The organism is Aciduricibacillus chroicocephali (assembly GCF_030762805.1).
Lineage (GTDB): Bacteria > Bacillota > Bacilli > Bacillales > Amphibacillaceae > Aciduricibacillus > Aciduricibacillus chroicocephali.
Window position 1 is genome coordinate 1,218,094 of record NZ_CP129113.1, and the last position, 21,042, is coordinate 1,239,135.

18 protein-coding genes are annotated in these 21,042 nt (G+C 41.9%); all 18 read left to right on the forward strand.

The genetic code is table 11. The annotated features are described in order from the left end of the window. Window positions 1–2: 2 nt before the first annotated feature. The 18 genes from QR721_RS06355 to glnA all read left to right on the forward strand — a co-directional run bounded on the left by QR721_RS06355 (window position 3) and on the right by glnA (window position 19,744). Window positions 3–950, forward strand: coding sequence for a helix-turn-helix domain-containing protein (locus tag QR721_RS06355; RefSeq protein WP_348029616.1), 948 nt, complete (start codon window positions 3–5; stop codon window positions 948–950). A gap of 74 nt (window positions 951–1,024) precedes the next feature. Then, the gene (gene pgsA, locus QR721_RS06360) at window positions 1,025–1,606 is read left to right on the forward strand and encodes a CDP-diacylglycerol--glycerol-3-phosphate 3-phosphatidyltransferase (protein ID WP_348029617.1); all 582 of its coding nucleotides are present in this window, start codon (window positions 1,025–1,027) and stop codon (window positions 1,604–1,606) included. Continuing rightward, on the forward strand, window positions 1,603–2,850 hold the full coding sequence (locus QR721_RS06365; RefSeq protein WP_348029618.1) for a competence/damage-inducible protein A: 1,248 nt from the start codon (window positions 1,603–1,605) through the stop codon (window positions 2,848–2,850). The genes pgsA and QR721_RS06365 overlap by 4 nt, the downstream gene beginning before the upstream one ends. A 173-nt stretch (window positions 2,851–3,023) precedes the next feature. Then, on the forward strand, window positions 3,024–4,070 hold the full coding sequence (gene recA / locus QR721_RS06370) for a recombinase RecA (RefSeq protein ID WP_348029619.1): 1,047 nt from the start codon (window positions 3,024–3,026) through the stop codon (window positions 4,068–4,070). Window positions 4,071–4,268: 198 nt separating this feature from the next. Next, entirely contained in the window at window positions 4,269–5,834 is a 1,566-nt protein-coding gene (gene rny / locus QR721_RS06375; protein ID WP_348029620.1) for a ribonuclease Y, read from the forward strand. A 170-nt stretch (window positions 5,835–6,004) separates the two neighbouring features. Continuing rightward, complete coding sequence (locus tag QR721_RS06380; RefSeq protein WP_348029797.1) at window positions 6,005–6,802, forward strand: TIGR00282 family metallophosphoesterase; 798 nt, start codon at window positions 6,005–6,007, stop codon at window positions 6,800–6,802. Between the two features lie 105 nt (window positions 6,803–6,907). After that, entirely contained in the window at window positions 6,908–7,168 is a 261-nt protein-coding gene (locus QR721_RS06385; RefSeq protein WP_348029621.1) for a stage V sporulation protein S, read from the forward strand. A 163-nt stretch (window positions 7,169–7,331) separates the two neighbouring features. Beyond that, a complete protein-coding gene (locus tag QR721_RS06390) occupies window positions 7,332–7,763 on the forward strand; it encodes a YlbF/YmcA family competence regulator (protein WP_348029622.1) in 432 nt (143 codons plus the stop codon). An 81-nt stretch (window positions 7,764–7,844) separates the two neighbouring features. Next, entirely contained in the window at window positions 7,845–8,411 is a 567-nt protein-coding gene (gene cotE / locus QR721_RS06395) for an outer spore coat protein CotE (protein WP_348029623.1), read from the forward strand. Between the two features lie 118 nt (window positions 8,412–8,529). Then, complete coding sequence (mutS, locus tag QR721_RS06400) at window positions 8,530–11,127, forward strand: DNA mismatch repair protein MutS (RefSeq protein ID WP_348029624.1); 2,598 nt, start codon at window positions 8,530–8,532, stop codon at window positions 11,125–11,127. Window positions 11,128–11,142: 15 nt separating this feature from the next. After that, complete coding sequence (gene mutL / locus QR721_RS06405; protein WP_348029625.1) at window positions 11,143–12,993, forward strand: DNA mismatch repair endonuclease MutL; 1,851 nt, start codon at window positions 11,143–11,145, stop codon at window positions 12,991–12,993. Between the two features lie 54 nt (window positions 12,994–13,047). Next, the gene (locus QR721_RS06410) at window positions 13,048–13,590 is read left to right on the forward strand and encodes a Dps family protein (protein ID WP_348029626.1); all 543 of its coding nucleotides are present in this window, start codon (window positions 13,048–13,050) and stop codon (window positions 13,588–13,590) included. Further along, window positions 13,526–14,476: a tRNA (adenosine(37)-N6)-dimethylallyltransferase MiaA gene (miaA, locus tag QR721_RS06415; RefSeq protein ID WP_348029627.1), complete on the forward strand. Its 951-nt coding sequence runs from the start codon at window positions 13,526–13,528 to the stop codon at window positions 14,474–14,476. Before QR721_RS06410 ends, miaA begins: the two co-directional genes overlap by 65 nt. A 22-nt stretch (window positions 14,477–14,498) precedes the next feature. Beyond that, window positions 14,499–14,729: an RNA chaperone Hfq gene (hfq, locus tag QR721_RS06420; RefSeq protein WP_348029628.1), complete on the forward strand. Its 231-nt coding sequence runs from the start codon at window positions 14,499–14,501 to the stop codon at window positions 14,727–14,729. Window positions 14,730–14,836: 107 nt separating this feature from the next. Next, the gene (locus QR721_RS06425; protein WP_431189522.1) at window positions 14,837–15,748 is read left to right on the forward strand and encodes an AAA family ATPase; all 912 of its coding nucleotides are present in this window, start codon (window positions 14,837–14,839) and stop codon (window positions 15,746–15,748) included. A 64-nt stretch (window positions 15,749–15,812) separates the two neighbouring features. Next, on the forward strand, window positions 15,813–17,057 hold the full coding sequence (gene hflX / locus QR721_RS06430; RefSeq protein WP_348029630.1) for a GTPase HflX: 1,245 nt from the start codon (window positions 15,813–15,815) through the stop codon (window positions 17,055–17,057). Window positions 17,058–17,066: 9 nt separating this feature from the next. After that, complete coding sequence (locus QR721_RS06435) at window positions 17,067–18,308, forward strand: methionine gamma-lyase family protein (RefSeq protein ID WP_348029631.1); 1,242 nt, start codon at window positions 17,067–17,069, stop codon at window positions 18,306–18,308. A 98-nt stretch (window positions 18,309–18,406) separates the two neighbouring features. Next, the gene (gene glnA / locus QR721_RS06440) at window positions 18,407–19,744 is read left to right on the forward strand and encodes a type I glutamate--ammonia ligase (RefSeq protein ID WP_348029632.1); all 1,338 of its coding nucleotides are present in this window, start codon (window positions 18,407–18,409) and stop codon (window positions 19,742–19,744) included. The last annotated feature ends 1,298 nt before the right edge of the window (window positions 19,745–21,042 follow it).

Here is a 21,042-nt window from a genome sequence, read left to right on the forward strand (position 1 = left end):
AAATGGATATTGGAGCAAGACTGAGGGAAGCGAGGGAACAGAAGAGCCTCTCTCTTGAGCAAGTGCAGGAATCAACAAAAATTCAAAAACGTTATCTTGCAGCGATAGAAGAGAATAAATTCAGCCTTCTTCCAGGAAAGTTTTATGCTAAAGCTTTTATCAAGGAGTATGCAAATGCCGTGGGGCTGGATCCGCAGGAATTGCTTGAAGCGTTTCAGGGTTTGCCGGCAGAGCAAGAAAAACAAAAAGAAGAAACAGAGTATACACAAATTAAACAGCCGGTTCGTGATCGCAGCTCACGTAATACTGGATCTCTTCTTCCTAAGATTACTGTTTTTCTGTTAATTATCGCAATTATTGTTCTTGCCGTCGTGTTTTATAACAAGACAGCTACTAATAGTTCAGATCCGGTCAAAAACGAGGACGGAAATGAAATAATACGAACACCTGAAGATGAAAAGACGGATGAAGAAGTTGCGAAGCAGAAACGAGAAAAAGCTGCTGCTCAGAAACAGGAAGAGAAACAGGCTGAAAAAGAGAATAAAGATAAAAAAGAGAATAAAGATAAAAAAGATGAAAAGCAAAAAGCTGAGGCGACTGACAAAGTTTCCATCGCAGTTGCCGAAGCTGGAACTGGTAATTCACCTGAATCAAAAGTTGATGTGAAGACGGATAGCGACACTGTAAAAGTTACGCTTAAGCCGACTGGAAAAGGAGATTCTTGGCTTGATGCCACTTCTGGAAACGAATCGAAATTTAGCGGCACGTTTTCCAAAGGCCAGTCACCTGTTGAACTGAAGCTGAAACAAGGTGAGGAAGTTTATCTTGTTATAGGAAATGCCCCGGCTGTTGACATTAGTGTAAATGGTAAAAAGATGGATTACCCGGTCAACCAGGATGAGAAGGTTTTCCAAAAAATCCACTTGAATCTGAAGGGTTCCAAGGATTGAAATAAGCCCCTCCATATTGTGTGTGGAGGGGTTTTAATTAACTTAATTTCGCTATGAAGGGATGCTTTAAACGCATGAACATACCTAATAAAATTACTGTTTCACGAATTATTCTAATACCAATATTTATTATTTTACTTGCTGTTCCATGGGATTGGGGGAAAGTTGGTTCTGGGGAATGGACAATCCCGACCGCACACTTGATTGGAGCAATTTTGTTTATTTTTGCATCTGCTACCGATTGGGTTGATGGTTACTATGCACGCAAATACAATCTTGTAACAAATCTTGGAAAATTTCTTGACCCGCTTGCGGACAAGCTGCTCGTCTCAGCAGCATTGATTATGCTTGTACAACTAGGTTTTGCTCCTGCTTGGGTAGTAATTGTGATCATTAGCAGGGAATTCGCTGTTACAGGACTCCGTCTTGTTGCTGCAGGTGAAGGGCTTGTACTTGCTGCAAGTAAACTTGGTAAGTTGAAGACAATGACGCAGCTAATCGGTATTGCTGCTTTGCTTCTTTATAACTTCCCATTCCAATGGCTTGGCGGATTTCGTTTTGATTTGATTATGCTTTATGTATCTCTATTCTTTACTGTCCTCTCTGGTCTTGATTACTTCATTAAAAATTGGAACGTCATGAGGGATTCTAAATGATCAAAAGAGAAAAAGCCGAAATTATTGCAGTCGGAACCGAACTGCTGCTTGGGCAAATTACGAATACGAACGCTTCATGGCTTTCGGAGCGTCTTGCAGAGCTTGGCTTAAACGTTTTTTATCATTCAGTTGTCGGTGACAACCTGCACAGAGTTTGCGAAACCTTTGCTCATGCGCATGAAAGGTCCGATCTTGTTATCGTAACAGGAGGCCTGGGACCGACAGATGATGATTTGACAAGGGAGGCTTTCTCAGAGATGAGTAGCCTTAAAATGTTCCACCATGAGCCTACAATGGTTAAGTTGGAGGATTTTTTCCGCAAACAGAAGTCGATCATGACCGAAAATAATAAGAAACAAGCACTCGTTTTCGAGACAGCAGAAGTACTCGATAATTCAGAAGGTACAGCCCCTGGACTTATTGTTGAATATGAAGGTACAACATGGGTTTTTCTTCCTGGAGTTCCCAGAGAGATGAAAAGCCTTGCTGAAGAGCATGTTTTTTCATATCTCGAACGAACTGGAGGCAGAGACGAACTGATCCGCTCACTAGTCCTGCGATTCTCTGGTGTTGGTGAATCGAAGCTTGAAACGGAGTTGAAGGATTTGATCACCGAACAGTCAAATCCGACTGTGGCCCCGCTCGTTGCAAAGGATGGGGTAACAATTCGCATTACCGCAAAAGCAGAGACAGCAGCTGAGGCTGATGAATTGAATGAAAAAATGAAGAGTAAAGTCCTTTCGCGAGTCGGTCAATATTTTTATGGAATGAATGATGAGACACTAGCAAGTACTATTCTTTCTATGTTAAAAGAAAAGAAGCTTACGATTGCTTCTGCTGAGAGCCTGACCGGTGGTATGTTTGCTGATGAACTTATTTCAATACCTGGTGCTTCCTCTGTATGTCTCGGAGGAGTAGTCAGTTATGCCCGTTCAGCTAAAGAAAGGCTGCTCGGTGTCCCTAAGGAACTGATTGACGAGCATGGCACGGTAAGTGAAGCGTGTGCCACTGCAATGGCAAAGAATGTGAAGGAACTGCTCGGAGGAGATATCGGCATCTCATTTACAGGAGTTGCCGGACCGGGTTCTGCGGAGGGTAAACCTGCGGGAACCGTATTTATTGGTTTGGCTACCTCTGATGAAGTGCATGCACATCAATTCAGTCTTCATGGAGGCAGGCATTCTATCCGTTCGCAGTCAGTAAATAAAGGGCTTGAATTGATTTATAAATTGCTAAAATCGTAATTTTAAGTTCTGATGTCTTTGAAAATAAAATATCCTCTTTCAAATATCAGTTATAACAAGATTTTTTATTAATGAATTGCTGGTAAAACAAAAGAACGTATATTCGCTTTTTGCTTGCCAAAACGTTAAACTGAGAGTATGATATGTATATAGATTCTTAAGGAGGTAACGCTTTGAACGATAGAAAACAGGCTTTGGACAATGCGTTGAGACAAATAGAGAAACAGTTCGGCAAAGGCTCCATTATGAAAATGGGAGAACAGCCGATTACAAAACTTGCAACAATCCCGAGCGGTTCTCTCGCTCTAGATGTTGCTTTGGGTATTGGCGGATATCCTCGAGGACGGGTCATTGAAATCTATGGACCGGAATCATCTGGTAAAACGACGGTTGCGCTTCATGCAATAGCCGAAGCACAGAAAGCTGGCGGACAGGTCGCTTTCATAGATGCTGAGCATGCACTCGATCCGAACTACGCTCAGGCGCTTGGTGTCAATACGGAGGAACTACTTCTTTCCCAGCCGGATACAGGGGAGCAGGCATTGGAAATCTGCGAAGCACTTGTACGAAGTGGTGCTATTGATATTATTGTAGTTGACTCAGTTGCAGCCCTTGTACCTCGTGCTGAAATTGAAGGTGAGATGGGAGATGCCCATGTCGGTCTTCAGGCTCGTTTGATGTCACAGGCTCTTCGCAAACTTTCAGGAGCAATCAACAAGTCGAATACGATTGCAATCTTCATTAACCAGATTCGTGAAAAAGTCGGCGTTATGTTCGGTAACCCTGAGACAACTCCAGGCGGCCGTGCACTCAAGTTCTATTCTTCAGTGCGTTTGGAAGTACGCCGTGCTGAGACTTTGAAACAGGGTAATGAAATTATGGGTAACAAAGCAAGAATCAAAGTTGTTAAAAATAAGGTCGCTCCACCATTCAAGCAGGCCGAGGTAGATATTATGTACGGAGAAGGGATTTCCCGACAAGGCGAAATTCTAGACATGGCATCGGACTTGGATATCGTTCAGAAAAGCGGTGCCTGGTATTCGTATAATGAAGAACGTCTTGGTCAAGGGCGTGAGAACTCAAAGCAGTATTTGATTGAGAACCCGGATGTGACTGAAGAACTTTATCATGCAATTCGCGATCATTACAAACTTGACGAAGATAAAGCTCAGGAATCAGCCTCTGAAAATGAAAGTGAGCAGGAGCTTTTTGACGTATAATGCAGTAGAAAAAGTCTTTGCCGATCGACCGGCAAAGACTTTTTGCTTTCATATAAGCACCTTGACAATGGTCAATTGGAGAATTAAAATTAAATTGTATAATTTTTTTCCAATAACGATTATACAGATTCATTGAATATGGTACATGCCGACAACATGATATCTTAACTAATTTTAATGGCAATAGGAGGTGAAATCATGAATAGTCCTCTCATCATCTCCATTTTGCTTGCCCTGATCTTGATCGTCGGTATTGTTGTTGGCTATCTGATCCGCAAATCAATCGCTGAAGCGAAGATTTCCAGTGCAGAAACATTAGCCAAACAAATCGTTGAGGAAGCTCATCGAAATGCAGAAGCTGCAAAAAAAGAAGCGCTTCTTGAAGCACGCGACGAGAGTCACCGACACCGCCTGCAGGCCGAAGAAGAACTGCGAGAACGGCGTGCGGAAGTGCAAAAGCAGGAAAATCGTCTATTGCAGAAAGAAGAGAGTCTCGACAGAAAAAGCGAAACACTCGACAAACGCGAAATTCTGCTCGAGAAAAAGGAGCAGTCTCTGACAGACAGACAAAACCAAATTGAAGAAATGGAAAGCAAAGTGGAACAAATGGTGCAGCAACAGGAGGCCGAACTTGAACGTATCTCCGGCTACACGATTGACCAGGCACGCAAGGTCATTCTCGACCGTCTGGAAGGCGAGCTTTCCCATGAAACAGCAGTCATGATTAAAGACTCTGAGTACAGAGCGAAAGAAGAGGCAGACAAGAAAGCGAAAAACATCCTTTCTTTGGCCATTCAACGCTGTGCTGCTGATCATGTTGCCGAAACGACTGTTTCTGTCGTAACGCTGCCTAATGATGAAATGAAAGGCCGGATTATCGGACGTGAAGGTCGCAATATTCGAACTCTGGAAACGCTTACCGGAATAGATCTCATTATTGATGATACACCAGAAGCAGTCATCCTTTCCGGATTCGATCCAATTCGCAGGGAGATTGCGAGAATTGCGCTTGAAAAGCTCGTCCAGGATGGCCGAATTCATCCGGCACGCATTGAAGAGATGGTTGATAAGGCTCGTCGTGAAGTTGATGAGCATATTCGTGAAGTTGGTGAAGAGACGACATTTGAAGTCGGTGTTCACGGACTTCATCCGGATCTCATTAAGATTCTCGGACGTCTCAAGTATCGTACAAGCTATGGCCAGAATGTACTGAAGCACTCTATAGAAGTTGCTTATTTGTCCGGATTGCTTGCCGCGGAACTTGGCGAAGACGAGAAACTAGCAAGAAGAGCAGGACTCCTGCATGATATCGGCAAGGCAATAGACCATGAGGTCGAAGGAAGCCACGTCGAGATCGGCAAGGAACTTGCAATTAAGTACAATGAAAATCCTACGGTGGTCAATGCGATTGCCTCGCATCATGGCGATGAAGAAGCTACTTCCGTGATTTCTGTGCTTGTGGCAGCAGCTGATGCTTTATCGGCAGCACGTCCAGGTGCGCGAAGTGAAACATTGGAGAACTATATCAAGCGTCTTGAGAAGCTTGAAGAGATTGCTGAATCATTTACTGGTGTCGAGAAGTCATTTGCAATCCAGGCAGGTCGCGAGGTTCGTATCATGGTCAGACCTGACGAAATTGATGATGCGGAGTCTGCACGTGTTGCAAGAGATATCCGCAAGCGAATCGAAAGTGAACTTGATTATCCTGGACATATCAAAGTGACGGTCATTAGAGAGACAAGATCGGTTGAGTATGCAAAATAAAGCGGACATTTTGTTCGCTTTATTTTTTTTCTGAAATAAACTGGTTTTAAAATATATGTCAGGTTGCAAGACTCATTAATAGTTGGCTTGCACTGTACTTGGAGAGTGAGTTTAGTAAGCTTGACTCTTCTTATTATAATGAGAACCGTAAAATGAATGGAGTGTTCAATGTGAAGATTATGTTTATAGGAGATGTCGTCGGTTCTCCTGGCCGTGACATGGTGAAAAAATACGTTCCAGAGCTTAAAAAGAAACATAAGCCGAATATAACAATTATTAATGGGGAAAATGCAGCTTCAGGAAAAGGAATTACGGAGCGAATTTATAAACAATTTCTTGAATGGGGTGCTCAAGCGGTTACGCTTGGCAACCATGCTTGGGATAAGAAGGAAATATTCGAATTTATTGAGAGTGCCAAATATATGGTACGACCGGCTAATTTCCCGGAAGGAACACCTGGCAAGGGAATTGTCTATCTGAAGTTTAATGATAAAGAAATTGCAATCATTAATTTGCAAGGAAGAACCTTCATGACACCGATTGATGATCCGTTTAAAAAGGTCGATGAGCTGCTGGCAGAAGCGAAGCAGCGTACGAATATTATCTTTATTGATTTCCATGCAGAGACGACGAGCGAAAAGCAAGCAATGGCATGGTATGTGGATGGGCGTGCAAGTTGTGTCGTCGGTACGCATACACATACACAGACGGCAGATGAACGGATTTTGCCTTCTGGTACCGGTTACATTACTGATGTAGGCATGACAGGTCCTTATGATGCAATCCTTGGCGTGGAAAAAGAAGCGGTGATCAAACGTTTTAAGACAGGCCTGCCTGTACGTTTTGAGGTGGACAAAAAAGGGAACACGCAATTGAATGGATTTTTGGTGACTATCAATGAGAAAAATGGAAAAGCCGAGCATGTGGAACGCATCATGATTAATCGTGACCATCCTTTCTTTTCCTGAGCGGGCGATGCAGTGAGCACATGGTGCAGAATAGGGTCATAACGCAACATCTCAGCGAATATACTAGCAATGGAAATCCAATAGCAATTGAAGGAGGTAGCAATAATGGATATATTAAAAGTATCAGCAAAATCAAACCCTAATTCAGTAGCAGGTGCACTTGCAAATGTATTGCGCGAACGAGGTACAGCGGAAATCCAGGCAATCGGTGCAGGTGCCTTGAACCAGTCTGTAAAGGCTGTAGCGATCGCAAGAGGTTTTGTTGCACCAAGCGGAATTGATCTTATCTGCATTCCTGCTTTTACTGACATCAAGATTGACGAAGAAGAACGTACAGCGATTAAACTGATTGTTGAACCACGATGAATACTTAGTCATCAGAAATGCTGTGGCACTGCCGCAGCATTTTTTTGTCGTCTTGGAGAGTATTGTACATTTCAATATTAAAAGCTATACTTGAACATATAAATAGAGCGCTTTCAACCAAAAGCTGTATCATTGGAAAGAAAGTGAAGCAGAGGTGGAACAGATGACGGATACATATTCCCGTAAGGAAGTACTTGACCATGCCAAACAGCTAGCCGACATGCTTTCAAGAACTGAAGAAATTGAGCGATTTAAGCTAGTGGAAGCTAAAATTAACGAAAATACAAAAGTTCAGGAATTGATCAAGAAAATTAAAGCGATGCAGAAGCAAGCTGTCAATTTACGAGCTTATCAGAAAACAGAGGCTCTTAAGAAAGTCGAGGCAGAGATTGACAGAATGCAAGCAGAGATTGATGCAATTCCTGTTGTACAGGAATTTAAGGAAATTCAACTCCTAGTCAATGATGTACTGCAGCTTGTAACCGGAACGATTGCCCGAGAAGTTACAGAGAAGCTGATTGAGTCAACTGGCGGAGATGTGCTTGCTGGAGAGACAGGGTCTGCTCTTAAAAACCGCTCATCTTGCGGTTCATGATTTCGCAAAAATTTTAAGGGCGATGCACCATAGGTATTTGCCTTGCATACACTGCTCATGAGAAAAGAGGAGGTATGCAGGATGTCATTCCTTAAAAAAGATTACCGAGAAATTATTACAAAAGCAGTCTGCGGAAAAGGCAAAAAGTATACTAAAGAAAATCGTATTGTGTCCCCTTCACAGCGAGCTACGAGCATTCTTGGCTGCTGGGTCATCAATCATGCATATAGTGCGAGGAAGAAATCAAAGGATGCTGTAGAAGTAAGCGGAAGCTACGACATCAACATTTGGTACTCGTATGATGATAATACGAAAACAGAAGTGGTCACTGAACGGATTAGTTACAAAGATACCATTCCGCTATCAATCCGTGACGACCAGTGCATTGATGATGAATACGATATTGTAGTTAAGGTCTCACAGCAACCGAATTGCCTTGAATGCGAAATCAGCAATAAAGGTCATAAGTTAAATGCTGAAGTTGAGCGTGAACTCGTTGTTCATGTAATCGGCGAGACGAAAGTATACGTAAAGGTTGAGCCGAATGGAAGTGTCTTCACTGAAGAACATGACTGGGAAGCAGACCTGTCTGATGAAGAGCTATCGGATGTAAACCCGGATTTTCTTGAAAAAGATGTAAAACGTTAAAAGCGAGGGAGCTTATTCTCTCGTTTTTTCTTTTTTCCTATGCGCTCAAATCAAATAAACGATTTATCTGTGATATACTTCTAATACTAGACTCTAAGCACCAATGGAGGCGCTTTTTATGGCAAAACTGACACCGATGATGGAACAATATTTATCTATAAAAGCAGCTTATAAAGATGCTTTTTTATTTTTCCGTCTAGGAGATTTTTACGAAATGTTTTTTGAGGATGCAATCAAGGCGGCGAAGGAATTGGAGATCACACTCACTAAGAGGGATGGGAATAAAGAAAATCCTATACCTATGTGTGGAGTTCCCTATCACTCAGCGCCTGGATATATAAAAATTCTTATTGAAAAAGGATATAAAGTTGCAATTTGCGAACAAGTGGAAGATCCAAAAACGGCTAAAGGTGTCGTCAAGCGCGAAGTCATTCAGCTGATCACACCGGGAACTGTCATGGAAAGCGGAATGCTTCATGACAGGGATCATAACTATATTGCCAGTTTGTCGGAGTTACCTGGAGATAACTTTGGCATTGTTTACAATGATCTATCAACTGGAGAATCAACAGTTGCGATCATTGAAGGCGGACACGAAGCGGTCATTCATGAGCTGTATAGCCAGCCGGTCAAGGAAATTGTTGTTGATCCGGATCTATCTGAAGAAATTAGACTTATGCTCGTGCAGCAGCTGGATATTACACTTTCGACTGAATCATGCACGGACTTCCGGGAAGATTGCAGAGATCTATATGATCATTTACCGGATGAGAAGCATCGAGTAACATTTAGTAGGATGCTGCATTATGTGTATCGCACCCAGAAGCGTTCTCTCGACCATATGCAGCCAGCGGAAGTCATTGACCTGCAGGAACATTTGATTCTTGATAAATATTCCAAACGCAATTTGGAACTGACAGAGACGATTTTAAAGAAGGAGAAGTATGGCAGCCTTTTATGGGTTCTGGATCAGACTGAGACAGCAATGGGGGCCCGGCTTCTGAAAAAATGGATTGAGCGGCCTTTATTACAAGAATTTAAGATTAAAGAGCGTCATGATATTGTTGAAAGCTTCATTGGCGATTTCATGAAACGGGATGAGCTGCGCGAACTTCTGGATTCTGTTTATGATTTGGAACGTCTTGCAGGAAGGGTTGCTTTCGGCAACGCAAATGCGCGTGACTTGTTGCAACTGAAGCAGTCACTGCAAAAACTCCCTGCATTCAGAGATTTACTGATGAGTTTTGAAAACTCCCATATTAATCAGAAGCTCAATCGAATGCCAGACCTTTCTGATCTCGTTTCGTATTTAGAAGCAAGCATTACTGAAGATCCGCCAATCTCTGTCAAGGAAGGCGGAATGATTAAAGACGGATTTAATGAACAGCTGGATACGTATCGGGATGCGAGCAAAAACGGAAAGTCATGGATTGCTTCGCTTGAGAAGGAAGAAAAGGATGCAACGGGGGTACGCTCTCTAAAAATAGGATACAATCGGATATTTGGATACTACATTGAAGTGACAAAGGCGAATTTGCATATGTTGCCAGAAGGGCGCTATGAGCGGAAGCAGACACTTGCCAATGCGGAACGCTTCATTACACCTGAATTAAAGGAAAAAGAGCAGCTTATTCTTGAAGCGGAGGAAAAGAGTACAGAATTGGAATATGAACTGTTCATGAAAATCCGTGATCATGTAAAAAATTCCATACAGTATATTCAGTTCGCGGCACGGACAATTGCGGAAATGGATGTTCTCCAATCATTCGCTGAAGTGAGCGAAAAAAATTCCTATGTGCGACCCGTATTTTCCAGAGGAAAATTGACCATTCGCCAAGGCAGGCATCCAGTAATTGAACAAGTGATGAAAACGAGTGCTTTTGTCCCTAATGATGTTGAGCTTGATGAGGACAGAAGTTTTCTATTAATAACAGGACCAAATATGTCCGGTAAAAGCACATATATGAGACAGCTTGCGTTAACGATTATTATGGGGCAGATTGGTTGCTTCGTGCCTGCAGATCATGCAGAACTTCTGATTTTCGACCAAATTTTCACACGTATTGGAGCGGCTGATGACCTTGTTGCCGGTCAGAGTACATTTATGGTCGAGATGCTTGAAACTAATCATGCAATCTCTTGTGCCACTTCAAACAGTTTAATTCTTCTTGATGAAATCGGAAGAGGGACAAGCACATATGATGGGATGGCTCTCGCTCAGGCAATTGCTGAGTACATTCATAATCATATAGGAGCCAAAACATTGTTTTCTACTCATTACCATGAATTGACATCTCTCGAAAAAACGTTGCCAAACCTAAAAAATATTCATGTACGGGCAGAAGAACACGATGATGAAATTGTATTTCTTCACCAGATATGTGATGGTGCTGCAGATGAAAGCTATGGTATACATGTTGCAAAGCTTGCAAAAATGCCGCCCAAGCTTATAGAACGGTCGAGAGAAATATTGAATGATCTTGAGAATGGAACACCTAAACAGACAAGTGCGGATATAAGCAAAGTATCCGAGCCTTCCACTGATCAGCTCAGCTTCTTTGCGATACAGGAACCAGCTCAAGATAAAAAAGAGCAGATTAAGGACGAAGAGCCCACTGTTGTTGAGCGGGAGCTCGCCAGTATGGATCTGTTCGAGATGACACCACTTGATGCAATGAATGCTCTGTACAAACTGAAAAAACTTGCGAAAAAGTAAAGGAGGTTGTTCTGCATGAAGATTTATCAACTTTCTGATCAGCTCGCAAATAAAATAGCCGCAGGAGAAGTCGTTGAACGGCCAGCTTCTGTCGTTAAAGAGCTTGTTGAAAACAGCATAGATGCAGGCAGCCGGACAATTCATATAGAACTGGATGAAGCAGGTCTTCAACGAATTTTTATTCGTGATGATGGAATTGGCATGGGTGCTGAAGATGCCGAGCGTGCTTTTCTTAGACATGCTACGAGCAAAATCAAAAATGAACATGACCTGTTTCGCGTGAAAACACTTGGCTTTCGGGGAGAAGCGTTGGCAAGTATCGCTTCTGTAAGCAAGTTGAGAATTGCAACTTCAGAAGGTGCTGAAGCTGGAATAGAACTTGAGCTCGAAGGCGGGAATTTGAAGTCAAAAAAGAAGACAGATGCAAGAAAAGGAACCGAAATCTCTGTAGAAAGCTTGTTTTTTAATACACCGGCCCGATTAAAATATATGAAAACTTTGCATACGGAACTTGGGCATATAACAGATTTGCTGAACAGGCTTGCCATGTCGCATCCGGAAGTGCGCTTTAAAGCAATCCATAATGGAAAAATGCTATTTCAAACTTCTGGTGATGGCAACTTGCTACACGTAACTGCGAATATTTATGGGATGAGTGTAGCGCGGCAAATGATAGAGGTGAAAGCCGAATCACTTGATTTCAAAATGCACGGTTTTATAGCCAAGCCCGAAGTAACTCGAGCTTCTAAAACATATATGTCAACAATTGTAAATGGCAGATATATTCGAAGTTATGCATTAAATCAGGCTATATTGCGTGCGTATCATACTCTTCTTCCGATTGGACGGTCACCAATCGCTATACTTTCAATTGAGATGGATCCGCTTTTACTTGATGTGAATGTGCATCCTACAAAACTCGAAGTACGGTTTAGCAAAGAGAAGGACCTTGTGGAGCTTGTTGAGGAAACAATTCGCGGAACGTTCCAAAAGGCTGTACTCATACCAGAAGCTGCTGCTCCAAAGCCCAAATCTCAAGTTCAGCAATCACAGCAAGAAGTGCTGAGTTTTGATACGGAGAGGGAACGACGAATTGTAGCGCCGTCACAAATAGAGAAACAGATTGAACAGAGAGCTTCACAGTTTCAAATGAATACAGTACAGGAACCAAGACCAGATCCGGTGATAATACCTGAACAAGTAGAAGGACAAGTACAGGAAGAAAGCGCAGTATTGAGATCAGAAAATCCAATTTCACTTGAGCGGGATGAGGAGCGAGAGCCTCGTGTTCCGCGCATGTACCCAATCGGACAGCTACAGGGCACATACATTATGGCTCAAAACGAAAACGGGCTTTATATGATCGACCAGCATGCGGCTCAGGAGCGGATAAAGTATGAGTATTTTAAGCGAAAACTTGGTTTACCCAAGAATGAACTCCAAGAGCTACTATTGCCTCTGACATTTGAATTCACCGGCCAGGAAGCGATCTTTATTGAGAATGGAAGAGAAGAATTGGAACGAGTCGGTCTCTTTTTCGAACCATTTGGTGACAAAACATTTATTGTAAGGTCCCATCCAGTCTGGTTTCCTAAAGGTGAAGAAGAAGATGTGATCAGGGAAATCGTTGATTATATTGTAAAAGAAACTTCAATTGATGTTGAGAAAATTCGCGAAGCTGCTGCAACGATGATGTCCTGCAAGGGATCTATTAAGGCTAATCATTATTTGACTCATGAAGATATGACAACATTATTGAATGATTTACGCATGTCGACTGATCCGTTCACCTGCCCGCATGGCAGACCAATCATCGTTCATTTCACAACATATGAATTGGAGAAAATGTTCAAGCGCATCATGTAAAGGTTAATTAGAAGTATATTTGGCGACACTTATAAAAAAGGAGTGTTGTCAAAAATGGAAAACCAACGTTTAGTTAATTTTATGAATCAGGAATTGTCCAATTACTTTGTTATGAATGTTAAGTTGCATCGCTATCATTGGTTTGCAAAGGGGCATCACTTTTTCCATCTTCATGAGAAGTTCCAGGAGCTTTATGAAATGTTTGCTGAAGATCTTGATGAAATTGCCGAGCGAATCCTTATGATCGGCGGCCGTCCGCTTGCTACAATGAAGAAGTATTTGAAAGAGGCAACATTGGAGGAAGCATCGGCGGATGACGAGGAAACAGAAATGGTGAGCCAGCTTCTTGCCGATCTGCGCAAAATTGCAACTGAGATGAATGAAAATGGTATACCGCTTGCTGAAGAATTAAGAGATGCACCAACAGCTGATCTGCTGACAACTCTATGTGGCAAGATTGAGAAATACATCTGGATGTTCGATGCATATTTGAGAGAGGAACAGGAGCACCAGAGGGGAATGAGGGAAATGAATGAAGAAGCCGGTTATCGCCGTAATCGGACCGACCGCGGTGGGGAAAACTTCACTCAGCATTAAACTTGCACAGCAATTCAATGGTGAAGTGATTAGTGGGGATTCGATGCAAGTTTATAAGGGTATGGATATTGGGACTGCAAAAGTGACGCCGGCCGAAATGGCTGGCATCCCTCATCATATGATTGATATTCTTGATCCATGCGACCCCTTTACAGCTGCTGATTTTCAAGTGATGACAAAGGATCTAATTGGGGATTTGCATGATAATGGAAAATTACCGATCATTGCAGGGGGAAGCGGACTGTACATACAATCTGTACTTTATGATTATGATTTTTCCAATGAAGTCCGCGACCCGGCTGTAACAGAACGCCTTAAGAAAGAACTTGAAGAAAAAGGTGCGGGTGAACTGCATGCACGCTTGTGTAAGGTTGATCCCTTCCAAGCAGAGAAGATTCATCCAAACAATCATCGTCGTCTTATTCGAGCATTGGAGGTTTTTGAAACAACAGGAAAACCAATGTCGGAATCCGGAATGAAGCAGATTGCTAATGGAGATACGACTCCTTATGTCATTGGCCTCGAGATGGATCGTACTTTGCTTTATGATAGAATTAATAAGCGTGTCGATAAGATGATGGATGAAGGCTTAATTGATGAAGTAGAGCGGCTCTTGAAGTCGGGGCATGAATTTTGCCGACCGATGCGTGGTATCGGTTATAAAGAATTGGTACCTTACATAAGAGGGGAAATCACACTGCCGGAAGCTGTTGAACAGCTGAAACAGAACTCAAGAAGGTTCGCCAAACGGCAGTACACCTGGTTCCGAAATAAAATGGATGTCAACTGGTTTGAAATAACACCGCAGACTGCTGATGAAACTTTTAAGCAAATCTCTCATACAGTGGCAGGATTTCTTAAAGATGCGGAGAATAGTTCTATATAGATAGAAAGAGGAGGAAAAGATAATGGCACAAACGGTCAATATTCAAGATTTCTACCTGAATCAACTTCGTAAAAACCATGTACCCGTTACGGTTTTTCTGACGAACGGTTTCCAGTTGCGAGGCATCGTGAAGGCATTTGACAACTTCACAGTCCTCATCGAAACAGATGGCAAGCAGCAACTTGTCTTTAAACATGCTATTTCAACATTTGCTCCGGCGAAAAATATTGATTTGAATCAGGAAAGCGAATAATGGGGGAGCGGACATCCAGTTAAGGGTGTCCGCTTCGTTGTAGGTTCGGGCGTTTGTCACATATTTGCTTCACTGGGCGTATACTGCGAACAGTTAGGGGTGATCATTTGGATGCGCAAATGACCAAATATAAAAAAGGGCAAATCAATATAGTACTTCAGGAAAAACGGCAGGATCAGAAAATGCCTGAACCGGTTCCACAAAAGCCCAATCATCGCATATTCGCCCGAATCGACAGCAGATTTTCCTCCTTTGTCGGGCTTGATGAACTGAAAATGATGGCTAAGCAAATATACGCCACTATGATTGTCAATAAAAAACGTGAAGAAATCGGTCTTAAATCATCCGGTCAAGTACTTCATATGATGTTTAAAGGGAATCCAGGCACGGGCAAAACGACAGTTGCAAGGGAACTGGCCAAACTGCTGCATGAGATGGAACTTCTTAGTAAAGGTCATTTCATAGAAGCAGAACGTGCCGATCTAGTTGGCGAATACATTGGCCAGACTGCACAAAAAACGAGGGCGCTTATTCAGAAGGCCATCGGAGGAATCCTTTTTATAGATGAGGCGTATTCATTAGGCCGTGGCGGCGAAAAGGATTTTGGTAAAGAGGCAATAGATACGCTTGTGAAGCATATGGAAGATCATCAGAATGACTTTGTTCTCATACTGGCCGGGTATCCTGATGAAATGGATAATTTTCTTGAATTGAATCCTGGTCTTCATTCAAGATTTCCTTTTATTCTTGAATTTCCCGATTATAATTTGGATCAACTCATGGATATCGCTAGAAGAAAGTTCGCAAAACTTGAATACGAACTGTCTAAAGAAGCAGAATGGCGCCTGCGCAGTGAGATTGAAAAAGAACGCATGTGTCGTAATTTCGCAAACGGCCGATACATCAGAAACATTGTTGAGAAGACGATTCGCTCACACGCAATGCGATTGCTTACAAGAGAACTATACTCAGCCAAAGATCTGATTGAGATTAAGGAAATGGATCTTGACTTTGAATAGATGGGCGATTTTTTTACGTTAGAGGGGTATATTATAAATAATCTTGATTTAAGGAGCCGGTTTAATGGAAGCAGAATTCGCAGAAAAAGTCATTATAATAGGTGTTAAACGACAAACAACAACAGAAGACCAATTCCACTCGAGCCTTGATGAACTTGTTTCATTGACCGATACGGCTGGAGGAACTGTTATCGCAAAGATTACGCAAAACAGAGAAAAAATTCATCCGGCAACATATCTCGGTGAAGGAAAAGTGGAAGAGATTGCGCAACAGGTTGAAGAGTTGGAGGCAGATCTAGTAATTTCCAATGATGAGCTTTCTCCAGGACAGTTGCGTAATCTATCTGCTGAACTTGGTGTGCGGGTTATCGACCGTAGCCAGCTAATCCTAGATATATTTGCTCAGCGTGCAAATACAAAGGAAGGTAAGCTTCAAGTTGAACTTGCCCAACTGGAATATTTGCTTCCTCGCCTGAGAGGTAAAGGTGTGGAATTGTCTCGACTAGGTGCCGGTATTGGAACGAGAGGTCCTGGGGAAACAAAACTTGAAACGGACCAAAGACATATCCGGAACAGAATTCATGAAATTAAGCGACGATTGCAGCTTGCTGTGAAACAACGTGAGCAGTATAGGAAACGAAGAAAGACAAATGAGGCGTTTCAAATTGCTCTTGTAGGCTACACAAATGCTGGGAAATCCACAATTTTTAATAAACTAGCACATAGCGATACACTGGCCGAAAATAAACTATTTGCAACCCTTGATCCACTTACAAGACAGATTGAGTTGCCATCTGGTTTTAAAGCTCTTCTCACAGATACTGTAGGTTTTCTTCAAAAATTGCCAACCGCTCTCATTGCTGCATTCCGTTCTACATTGGAAGAAGCGAAAGAAGCAGACCTTATCGTTCATGTCGTAGATGGCTCGCATCCGGATAAAGACACACATCAAAAGACTGTGCTTGACCTTCTTTCAGAACTTGAAGCCGATGCGATTCCGCGTCTTACAGTGTATAATAAAAAAGACTGTTTCGAGAGCGGCATTTATCCTTCCGAATCTCCTTCTCTTATGATGAGTGCTTACGAAGAAAAAGATATCGAGCTTCTCCGTGAGAAAATCGAGGGAATGCTAAAGGAAGAATGGCTTCCTTACTGTATTGAGATTGAACCGAGTGAAGGCAAGGTCATGGATCAGCTTGAACGTGAAACAATTGTCCAAAAACATGAATTTGCCGAAGAGAGCGGCCGTTTTATCTTTGAAGGTTATATGAGGAGAGGACATCCGCTCAATCGGCTGCTGAAGGAGTAATTGAAGCAAATGATGGAAGAACTTGTACAGAAGGCGGAGGCAGATTGCCAAGAGCAATTTGCAAAAGTAGACAAGATTGCTGAAAAAAATCAGGAACGTCTGCTTCAGGCTTTTCATGAAAAACGAGTAAGTGATGGACATTTTAACTCTACAACGGGTTACGGATACGATGATACGGGTAGAGAAGTTCTTGAGGCTGTTTATGCTAAAGTATTTGGCGGTGAATCTGGCCTTGTAAGACCTCAGATTGTGTCTGGAACACATGCTATTTCTACAGCACTGTTTGGTATCTTACGTCCAGGAGAAGAGCTTCTCTACATTACTGGAACCCCTTATGATACGCTAGAAGAGGTTATTGGAATCAGAGGCGAAAACTCCGGTTCATTAATCGATTTTGGAATTTTATATAATGAAGTTGATCTAAAGGGAGATGGCTTGCCTGATTTCGATCGAATTCGCCAGGCAATCCGCCCAGAAACGAAAGTGATTGGTATTCAGCGCTCAAAGGGATATCGGGACAGGCCTTCCTTTACAATCAAACAAATTGCTGAAATGGTTCGATTTGTTAAGGAAATCAAAGAAGATTTGATTGTTTTCGTTGATAATTGCTATGGGGAGTTCGTAGAAGATCAGGAACCATTGCATGTTGGCGCAGACCTTATCGCAGGTTCTCTTATAAAAAATCCAGGCGGCGGCCTTGTAAGAGCTGGTGGTTATATTGTCGGCAGTGAAAAGCTAGTCAATCAATGTGCAAACCGCCTGACTGCTCCAGGGCTCGGTAAAGAAGCAGGGGCTACATTCAATATGCTACAGGAAATGTTTCAAGGCTTTTTCCTCGCGCCACATGTCGTCAGCCAGGCTCTAAAGGGAGCAATCTTTACCTCCAGGCTGCTTGAATTGGCCGGTTTCGAAACTTCTCCAAAATACAATGCGGAAAGAACGGATCTGATCCAGTCTGTCACTTTTGGCGATAGCGAGCGAATGATTTCGTTCTGTCAGGCGATACAACTGCATTCTCCAGTGAATTCTTACTTCGCTCCTGTGCCGAGTGCAATGCCGGGTTATGAAGATGAAGTAATCATGGCTGCAGGCACATTTATTCAAGGATCAAGCATTGAGCTTTCTGCAGATGGACCACTGCGACCGCCATATATTGCTTTTGTGCAAGGCGGATTAACATATGAGCATGTAAAAATTGCAGTGCGAAATGCGACAGAAAAACTGCTTATTCCGCAAAATGGAACATTTTAATTGCCGCATCGTGCAAAATATTCTATACAAGAAAAGACATATTCATTTATAATGAATACGTTGTACGATGAGACTGAATATTGGGAGGAAAATGAAACATGAGCTCCAAGTTTTCGAAAGAAGAGATTAAAAAACAGATAGAAAAAGAGAACGTAAGATTTATTCGCCTCCAATTCACGGATATGCTTGGAACGATTAAAAACGTGGAAATTCCACTTAGCCAATTGGATAAAGCACTTGATAATAAAATGATGTTTGATGGTTCATCAATCGAAGGATTTGTTCGTATTGAAGAATCTGATATGTATCTGTATCCAGATCTAGATTCATTTGTTGTCTTCCCTTGGACTTCTGAAAAGGGTAAAGTTGCTCGATTCATCTGTGACGTTTACAATCCGGATGGCACTCCATTCAAAGGATGCCCGCGTTACAATCTGAAAAGAAACTTGAAGAAGATGGAAGAACTTGGTTTCACGGATTTCAATATCGGTACAGAGCCAGAATTTTTCCTATTCAAGCTAGATGAAAAAGGTGAACCTTCACTTGAATTGAATGACCGTGGAGGCTATTTTGACCTAGCACCAACAGACCTTGGAGAAAACTGCCGTCGTGACATCGTATTGGAGCTAGAAGAGATGGGCTTCGAAATTGAAGCTTCTCACCACGAGGGAGCTCCAGGACAGCATGAGATTGATTTCAAATATTCAGATGCTGTTAAACACTGTGATGACATCCAGACATTCAAACTAGTTGTCAAAACAATTGCTCGCAAACATAATCTACATGCGACTTTCATGCCAAAACCACTATTCGGTGTATTTGGCTCAGGCATGCATGTTAATATGTCTTTGTTCAAAGATGGTAAAAACGTGTTCTTCGATGAAAATGGCGAGAGAGAATTGAGCGATACTGCTTATAAATTTACAGCGGGTCTTGTGAAGCATGCTACAAATTATACAGCTGTAACAAATCCGACAGTTAACTCTTATAAGCGTCTTGTACCAGGCTACGAAGCTCCTAGCTATGTTGCTTGGTCTGCACAAAACAGAAGTCCGCTAGTACGTATTCCATCTTCACGTGGATTGAGCACACGCCTTGAGCTTCGTAGTGTAGATCCAACAGCAAACCCATACTTGGCAATGGCTGTATTGCTTTCTGCAGGACTTGACGGAATTAAAAACGATTTGACTCCACCTAAGTCAGTTGATTGCAATATCTACGATATGACTCAGGAAGAGCGCGACGAACATAATGTTAAAAGTCTTCCTGCTACATTGATGGATGCTTTGAATGAATTGAAGAAAGATGAAATCATCAAAGAAGCACTTGGTGAACATCTGTATACCAATTTCCTCGAAGCCAAGGTAATTGAGTGGGATATGTTCCGTACAACTGTACATCCATGGGAGCGCGAGCAGTACATGAGCATGTATTAAGCCTTACAGGGCTGGAATTTATTGGGGCGCAGTGGCCTGTTTGTTATGAAAACAGGCCCTGCCCCAATTTTTATTTAGGTGCATTTTTTATGTGGTTATCTTATTTCCTTCTGTTTGCTTATCCCAATTTCTTTGAAATATGAAATAGACATCTGTGGTAATTTGATAGCTGTTATGTCCTAATCTCTTGTAGATATTTTTTATCTGCATCAGCTTCCAACATCAGGACAGCATGTGTGTGCCGAAGTGAATGTATTGGAAGGGGATGAATACCGGTGCGTTTTAGAATACGTGAGAAAAAGCATTAAATAAAGTAGAGGATGTCCATCTTTTCTACGTAGCCTTGATTCAGATCATGACGGTGTAAGTCATTGATCTATATTTTGTTTTGCCATAGCAATTGAAAACGTGAGTCATCGATCATGGCTTCTGTTAACGTAATCACGCGCTCAAATGAGCTAGTATTTACAGAAACAAACATTTCATCATACTTTTTATGGTTAAAATCAGTACCTTCAATAAAGTTGACATCAGACTATTGCAAGGCCTGCTTCACCTTTACGCATGTCGGTCTCAATAAGCAACTTGAAGAAAATCTAATATTCGTATGCATATTCTTAGGCCACACCAAGGAACTTGTCTATCTGATCTGAATCAATATACTTTATTTCCTCTTTTTTTATCTCTCCAGGCAACACTGCATCGTCACAAGGGTTCTCCTCAATGGTTCGGTTGATCTACGCTCGTTTCATAGCTGCATACATGGGCATTATCAATTCTGGGAATTGTATTACGAGACAGATTCTTCTGCCTTTTGTCTGCTGGTACAAAGCAGGCGTGACAGCACGGAGTCCCAAATAGTCTTTAAAGAGAATGCTACGCTGAATTTCTGGGCAGCGTACTTGGCTTCTCAGTCAGAAATTGGGTCGTTTATAGGAGGTGTTTCCGTCTTTTGTATAGCGAAATGGGCTTTAGATAAGACAGTAGTTATGAACTATAGAGAGTTTGTTTATAAATTCAACAATGCTCAAGTAAAATTTAAAGATTTTATTCGTTCTAGTGAAACGTTAGTGGAGTAGCAAGATGTGGAAATTCCCCCTTTAATTAATACAGATTTTCTAGAAATAAGGAATAAACTTATCTCGTTTATAAAGAGTTAAATGAGAATTTTGATGTAGAAAAAAACAAGGACTTGTTAAGTTTATTTATATTAAATGAACAGGCCTCACCTTATTGTACAAAGACTTAAATTCACTTTTCACTTCAATGGCTATTATTAAAAATGAGTTTTATTTACT

What these genes read in the sequence shown, in the direction of transcription:
- QR721_RS06410 (WP_348029626.1), top strand. Translation starts at nt 13,048, where the DNA reads ATGGAAAACCAACGTTTAGTTAATTTTATGAATCAGGAATTGTCCAAT.
- miaA (WP_348029627.1), top strand. Translation starts at nt 13,526, where the DNA reads ATGAAGAAGCCGGTTATCGCCGTAATCGGACCGACCGCGGTGGGGAAA.
- pgsA (WP_348029617.1), top strand. Translation starts at nt 1,025, where the DNA reads ATGAACATACCTAATAAAATTACTGTTTCACGAATTATTCTAATACCA.
- QR721_RS06435 (WP_348029631.1), top strand. Translation starts at nt 17,067, where the DNA reads ATGATGGAAGAACTTGTACAGAAGGCGGAGGCAGATTGCCAAGAGCAA.
- rny (WP_348029620.1), top strand. Translation starts at nt 4,269, where the DNA reads ATGAATAGTCCTCTCATCATCTCCATTTTGCTTGCCCTGATCTTGATC.
- cotE (WP_348029623.1), top strand. Translation starts at nt 7,845, where the DNA reads ATGTCATTCCTTAAAAAAGATTACCGAGAAATTATTACAAAAGCAGTC.
- QR721_RS06365 (WP_348029618.1), top strand. Translation starts at nt 1,603, where the DNA reads ATGATCAAAAGAGAAAAAGCCGAAATTATTGCAGTCGGAACCGAACTG.
- glnA (WP_348029632.1), top strand. Translation starts at nt 18,407, where the DNA reads ATGAGCTCCAAGTTTTCGAAAGAAGAGATTAAAAAACAGATAGAAAAA.
- hflX (WP_348029630.1), top strand. Translation starts at nt 15,813, where the DNA reads ATGGAAGCAGAATTCGCAGAAAAAGTCATTATAATAGGTGTTAAACGA.
- QR721_RS06390 (WP_348029622.1), top strand. Translation starts at nt 7,332, where the DNA reads ATGACGGATACATATTCCCGTAAGGAAGTACTTGACCATGCCAAACAG.
- mutS (WP_348029624.1), top strand. Translation starts at nt 8,530, where the DNA reads ATGGCAAAACTGACACCGATGATGGAACAATATTTATCTATAAAAGCA.
- hfq (WP_348029628.1), top strand. Translation starts at nt 14,499, where the DNA reads ATGGCACAAACGGTCAATATTCAAGATTTCTACCTGAATCAACTTCGT.
- mutL (WP_348029625.1), top strand. Translation starts at nt 11,143, where the DNA reads ATGAAGATTTATCAACTTTCTGATCAGCTCGCAAATAAAATAGCCGCA.
- QR721_RS06385 (WP_348029621.1), top strand. Translation starts at nt 6,908, where the DNA reads ATGGATATATTAAAAGTATCAGCAAAATCAAACCCTAATTCAGTAGCA.
- QR721_RS06355 (WP_348029616.1), top strand. Translation starts at nt 3, where the DNA reads ATGGATATTGGAGCAAGACTGAGGGAAGCGAGGGAACAGAAGAGCCTC.